Source organism: Paracraurococcus ruber, from assembly GCF_004353985.1.
Lineage (GTDB): Bacteria > Pseudomonadota > Alphaproteobacteria > Acetobacterales > Acetobacteraceae > Paracraurococcus > Paracraurococcus ruber.
Map to the genome: position 1 here is coordinate 1 of NZ_SMOA01000709.1, position 440 is coordinate 440.

At 82.5% G+C, this 440-nt stretch carries 1 protein-coding gene; it reads right to left on the reverse strand.

Annotation, left to right across the window (positions count from 1 at the left end; genetic code table 11):
• Nucleotides 1-343, reverse strand: a 343-nt coding sequence (locus E2C05_RS32520; protein WP_133223684.1) for a flagellar hook-length control protein FliK, incomplete at its 3' end; no start/stop codon positions are given.
• Between the last annotated feature and the right edge of the window lie 97 nt (nt 344-440).

Below are 440 nucleotides of genomic sequence, written 5' to 3' on the forward strand. Positions count from 1 at the left end.
CCTCCGGCAGCGGGGCGCGGTGCGGGGTGGACTCGCGCCGCGCGCCGCCTTCCCCGCCGGCGGGCCGGTCGCCGCCCGCCAGGTCGAAGCGCAGGCCGCCTTCGGCGACGGCGACGCCGGCCTGGCCGAGCGCCCGGTCCAGCTCGCGCGCATCGCGCTGCAGCAGCGCCAGGGTCTCGGGCCGCTCGGCCAGGACGCGGACGGCGCTGGTCTCGCCGCCCGCCTCGCGCTCAATGCGGATCTCGACGCGGCCGAGCGCCTCAGGCTCCAGCGCCACGGTCAGGCGCGGCGTCCGGCCGGGGCCGAGGGCCAGCGCGATGGCGATGGGCGCCAGTTGCCGCATCGGCGGCGGGGCCGGCCGGCCAGGGGGGGCGGACGCGGCCGGCGCATCGGCCTGACCGGCCTGGCCGGCCGGGGCCGGCGGACCGGCGGTGGGGCTG